The organism is Williamwhitmania sp., assembly GCA_035529935.1.
Classification (GTDB): domain Bacteria; phylum Bacteroidota; class Bacteroidia; order Bacteroidales; family Williamwhitmaniaceae; genus Williamwhitmania.
Genome location: DATKVT010000127.1, coordinates 1 through 5,074, shown reverse-complemented (window position 1 = coordinate 5,074; position 5,074 = coordinate 1). Strand labels below are relative to the sequence as shown.

The 5,074-nt window shown below is 44.0% G+C and carries 5 protein-coding genes; all 5 read left to right on the top strand.

Annotated elements, in window-relative coordinates:
* Positions 1–225: hypothetical protein (locus VMW01_09940; GenBank protein HUW06573.1), on the top strand; the 225-nt coding region annotated here is incomplete at its 5' end.
* 362 nt (positions 226–587) lie between these two features.
* On the top strand, positions 588–1,826 hold the full coding sequence (locus tag VMW01_09935) for a tetratricopeptide repeat protein (GenBank protein ID HUW06572.1): 1,239 nt from the start codon (positions 588–590) through the stop codon (positions 1,824–1,826).
* Between the two features lie 94 nt (positions 1,827–1,920).
* Complete coding sequence (locus VMW01_09930) at positions 1,921–2,778, top strand: hypothetical protein (GenBank protein ID HUW06571.1); 858 nt, start codon at positions 1,921–1,923, stop codon at positions 2,776–2,778.
* 351 nt (positions 2,779–3,129) lie between these two features.
* On the top strand, positions 3,130–4,107 hold the full coding sequence (locus VMW01_09925) for a hypothetical protein (protein HUW06570.1): 978 nt from the start codon (positions 3,130–3,132) through the stop codon (positions 4,105–4,107).
* Between the two features lie 90 nt (positions 4,108–4,197).
* Positions 4,198–5,074 (top strand): gliding motility-associated C-terminal domain-containing protein (locus VMW01_09920; GenBank protein ID HUW06569.1); only part of this gene is annotated, 877 nt, incomplete at its 3' end.

Genomic DNA, 5,074 nt, shown 5'->3' with positions numbered 1-5,074 from the left:
GGTCTTTTGGTAACTTGTAGCTTTGTAACTCGTCACCTTGTCACTTTTCCGTCACCCTTCACTGAATTGGCTGTAGGTTTGCCTTGGCACCACTTCCAACTTTTTAATCCTTACGGTGGTTGCGGTGCATGGAAGGTTCGGTGCGCTGAAGGCCATCGGAGCGTGCACCGCTCCGTTTTGGATGGTGCCGTCGACCCCCGCCCTAAAGTGCGGGGAAATGATTAGCGGCCCCAGAACCGGTCTTTTGGTAACTTGTAGCTTTGTAACTCGTCACCTTGTCACTTTTCCGTCACCCGTCACTGAATCGGCTGTAGGTTTGCCTTGGCACCACTCCGTTTTGGAATTTGCCGTCACCCCCCGCCCTAAAGTGCGGGGAAATGATTAGCGGCCCCAGAACCGGTCTTTTGGTAACTTGTAGCTTTGTAACTCGTCACTTTTCCGTCACCCTTCACTTTTTCATTCCCTATTGCCCTTCCCACCTATTTTTTTTAAATTAGCGGCTGATTTATGAAACAAAAGTTCATTTTATTGCTATAATGGCTTAACGTTTCGTGCTTTAGTATTAACATTCTGAAAACCATAGTAACATGAAGAATACTTTCCTCTACGTAGGCGTAGCTATTTTGCTGATTTTGGTGGTGTTTTTTATGGAAAAGCCGAGGTGGGCTGGTAACTCCTACGTTAAGGCTAAGGAGCTTGCCGATTCTGCAAAGTATGAGCAAGCGTTGCACAAAATTGACTTTGCCCTAATGCTTTCCACAAAGCCCGAATACCTCGATCTCAAAGGGGTAATTCTTCAAGGCAAGGGTAACGATAGCTTGGCCATAACGTTTTTCAATCAGTCGATCGCACTGGACAGCACCATTGCGCTGCCCTACCTGCACAAGGGTATTTCGCTAAAGAATCAGCAAAAATGGGACGCTGCGCTTAAGGTTTTAAATAAAGCCATATCGATCAACGGTTCCCTAGCCAAAGCATACTATAATAGAGGTATTGTTGAGGCCGGCCTTCTCCGGTTCGACGATGCCATTGCCGATTATATAAAGAGCGCCCAGCTGGGAGGGACAAGCCAGGAGACCTTTTACAAGATGGGGGCTTCGGTGGAGGCGCTCAACGACTTTAACAAGGCCATTGCGAGCTACAGCAAGCTCATCGAAAGCGGTGTTGCCAACTTTGATGCCTACAAGAACAGGGGTATTTTTCGTGTTAAGCTAAAAGACTATAAAGATGGCGAGCAGGACCTGCTGAAGGCTACCAGCCTAAACAGTAAGGATGCAGATGCATATTACTACCTTGGCCTTGCACAAGCCAATAATGGAGAGCTAGATAATGCCTTAAAGGCATACAATACAGCCTTGGCGCTTGATGGGAAAAACTCCAGCGTGTTCTACAGCCGTGGAATGCTCTACATGCAGAAAAAGGATTTTAAGAAATGCTTTGCCGACCTTAACAAGGCCATTGCGCTAAAACCTGACTACAAGAAGGCAGTGTTCAGCCTTGCAACAGCAAAGGCAATAAGTGGTGACTACAAGGGTAGCTTGGCAGCCTTTAACCGAGCAGTGGAGCTCGACCCCAACAATGCCGATGCCTACTACAACCGCGCCGTAACCAAGGGAATTCTTGGAATGCACAAGGAGGCGATTGTTGACTATGATAAGGCTTTGCAATTAAATCCAAATAATGCTGAGGCTTATTACAACCGAGGAATCTCCAAAATGAATCTTAAGGATGAGGCTGGGGGTTGTAATGATTTCAAAAAGGCACTCGATATGGGTTATGCACCTGCAAAAGACATGGTCAAAATTTATTGTCCTGAAAAGAAATAACAATACAACAACATTGCGTCACCTTGGATTTACCAGAAGATAAATTATTGTATTCTGTATTATCCACTGCATAAATCTCAAAACACTTCAATAAATGAGACATATTTTATTAGCTGGTTGCTTAGGCTTGATTGTGATTTCTTTAAAAGCACAAGAAAGGCCTAAACAGAACATTCACAGCCAACGGATAGAAGCTTCCTATGAGTTAGTTGATGGAAAAGGGACTGGCAAATATTTTACTGTAACCCAATATCTTCTCGATTCAACTGGTCGTTGCCACACAGAGGTTGATTATGACAGAGCACCTAGTATAATTGCCTATCGCTGGAACACTTACAATGGCAAAAACAAGGTGAAGGTTGAGTCCTTTGTCGCCGATAAAAAGGTGGAGGTGGACAGCTTTGTGTTTGGGAATAACAATAATATACTAAAACAAATGGTGACGTTTCCGAACGATGCCAAACGATTGGCCTTTATTGAAAAATTTACCTATGATCCACAGGGTAGAGTTGTTCGGATTGATGCTACTACCTTAAAGGGTAAGAAGGTGTTCCGATCAACCTATACCTATGATGAGCATGGGACCGAAGTTATGCGTAAGGTGAAGGTAAAGGGTGGATTTCCCCTAGACTCCATAGTTGCGCTTAATAGGGTTGCAACCTACGATTCGCTTGGAAGAATGGTTAAGGAGTTGGTAACGAAGAAGATTGGCAATCGTTCTTTGTCATCAACTGTAACCTATCAGTATGACGCAAAGGGTAATATTGCGGAAAAGCAACTTTTCGATACCAACGGAGCGCTTATCTCCCGGGTTGAATTCCTATACCGGAACGATAATTCTATATGGCAGAAGAAAACCTATAACGCTAATGGTGTTTTAGTTGAATGGCTTGCCTGGAGATTGGAGAATATTGCTAGGGGACCGCAAGGCAGAATAGCCGTTCCAACTTAATAAGGAATAATATAAATGCCCAAAATTGGACTTAGTATGGTAGCGCTTCTGCCCGAAAATGGGGGGTATTCAAATCTGTCTTACCTTATTTACTCTAGTTTACAGAATATTGCTATTTTTGGCATCTCAATTGCTTAAATGGATAGGGCAGTTTACGATCTTTGTCTTACCTTTTATTGAAACCCTTTGAAAAACCGTTTATCAAAGCCCGATAAGAGTTGGTCAAGTAAAGTGGCTCCGTGGTGTAAGAAATGTATACCAAAAGTTAATTTCGGAGTTTAATTGATAAACCCCTGATTGGGAAAAATCTAGTTTATGAACAAAATATTTTTTAACCTTAATCAACACGCTATGAAAAAATCGACTTTTTTGAAGATCGCGTTAACTCTTGCTAGCGCATTGTTTGTTTCTGGAGCTATGGCTCAAGGTGATGCTGCAGACTACAGTCTCATTTCTGCTGATGCTACTCCAAATGCAACCTATGTAACACAGGGAATGTCTGTTCCTGTTTATGTTCAACCTGATGCTATTTACAATCCATCATGGGTATTCCCAAGCACTGGATTAACTGCTGGTTTTACATGGGTTGTAACTTCTGCCTCAAGTCCTGCAAACATTACATTTATTCAGCCTTCATCTCTCAACTACGTGGAAATTAGCGGTGTAACTGTTGGTGGCCCTTACGCAGTTAATGTTTACGAGCAAGCTCCTGCAGCTTTTGGTGGTTGCCACGATGCAGGTATTGACTTCAATGTTTTTGTAACAGGGAAGCCTACTGCAGCCGTTTCCGGTTCTGCTGTTGCTGCTTGGACAGTTGACGCTGCTGGACATCAATTCCATGTTTGCGGTGACCAAGGTCCTGAAAACCTTTCCGTAGCTATCACTGAAACTGGTGCTCCTGTTGCAAATGCAGGCTATGCCTACTCAATTCAGAAAAGAAGCGTTAACATTGACGCTGCTGATGTTGAAATTCCTGCAAGTGTTGTGACAAGCCTTGTAGATGACCACACAACTGCTGCTAAGTACCATGGTGCAGGGCCAGAAGTTGTTTCTACTGGTGCTCTTACTGTACTGAATTTAAAACGGACCAAGTACACTTTTACCCTACTTAAGGCGTCAGATCTTCTTGTTGCTACCCCTGAAGGTATTGTGTCGGCTATTTCTCAGAAGTCAGACTACGTTGCTGCTAATGTTGCTGGTGGAGCTACTGCTGCTGCAGGTAACATTACCACCTATCCATTCACTGGAACTGTAACCGTTGAGTATATTGTTAACCCAACACCTGTTACTGGCCCTGTTTATCACATTGCTAACGCTTTTGCTTACTAGTATTAAGATTGCTTAGAATAGAGTTGTAATTTTAATTGTCTCACACAAACGCCAAGTCAATTGCGTAACTATTACCTGATAGCGTTATTTGTGACTCTGATATTCAGTGTAAAACACAGCGCTGGGCAAAATTTGCCCAGCGCCTGTGTAGGCACTGTTGAAAAGTACGGGGTCAAAGGGCTCAATGGCACCTCCATTTTTTCGTGGAGCATTGTGGGGCCCGGCGGCTTTACTGTACCATCAGTTAACATTCAAGTATTCGCCAAAGGTGATTCCATTGCCGTTACGTGGGACAATAATTTTGTAGGTGGAGTTTACTCTTTTATGGTTACCGAAACCACCCCTTGGGGTTGTGTTGGCGCACCATATGAGCAGGATGTGGTTATCAACTCTCCAACCATTTTTGTGCCAGTAGGCGCATTGCCAGAGTTGCTTAAATTTTGCCAGAACGGCAATATTACCATCGACCCGGGTTCTTCTTATAAGAACTACCTATGGCAGGATGGGTCAAAAGATCAAACATTCATTACCAATACTGCTGGAACTTATAGGGTTCGGCTTATAGGGGCCGATTACAGCTGCTCCTACGATACTACGCAGGTAACCATTAATCCGCTACCTGTTGTTAACCTTGGCCGCGACACCTCTCTCTGCGGTGGTCAGGCACTTATGCTAGATGCATACAATTCAACAGTTACCAGCTACTTGTGGAGCTCAGGCGATATTACCAGCAACCTGCTTGTAGGAGCTGGACTTTCCCAAAATATTTGGGTTCAGGTAACCGACGAAAACGGTTGCGTGAACTCCGATTCAATTAAAATTGGCCTATGCGACCCCAATCACATGCGCATTCCGTACGTGTTTACCCCCAATGGCGATGGTGCCAACGATAAATGGGAGATTCCCGATTTCGTTTTCTTCACCGATGTCGATATAAGGGTGTATAACCGTTATGGCAAAGAGGTAT

Coding starts and splice junctions, on each gene's coding strand:
- VMW01_09930 (HUW06571.1), top strand. CDS start 1,921: ATGAGACATATTTTATTAGCTGGTTGCTTAGGCTTGATTGTGATTTCT.
- VMW01_09935 (HUW06572.1), top strand. CDS start 588: ATGAAGAATACTTTCCTCTACGTAGGCGTAGCTATTTTGCTGATTTTG.
- VMW01_09925 (HUW06570.1), top strand. CDS start 3,130: ATGAAAAAATCGACTTTTTTGAAGATCGCGTTAACTCTTGCTAGCGCA.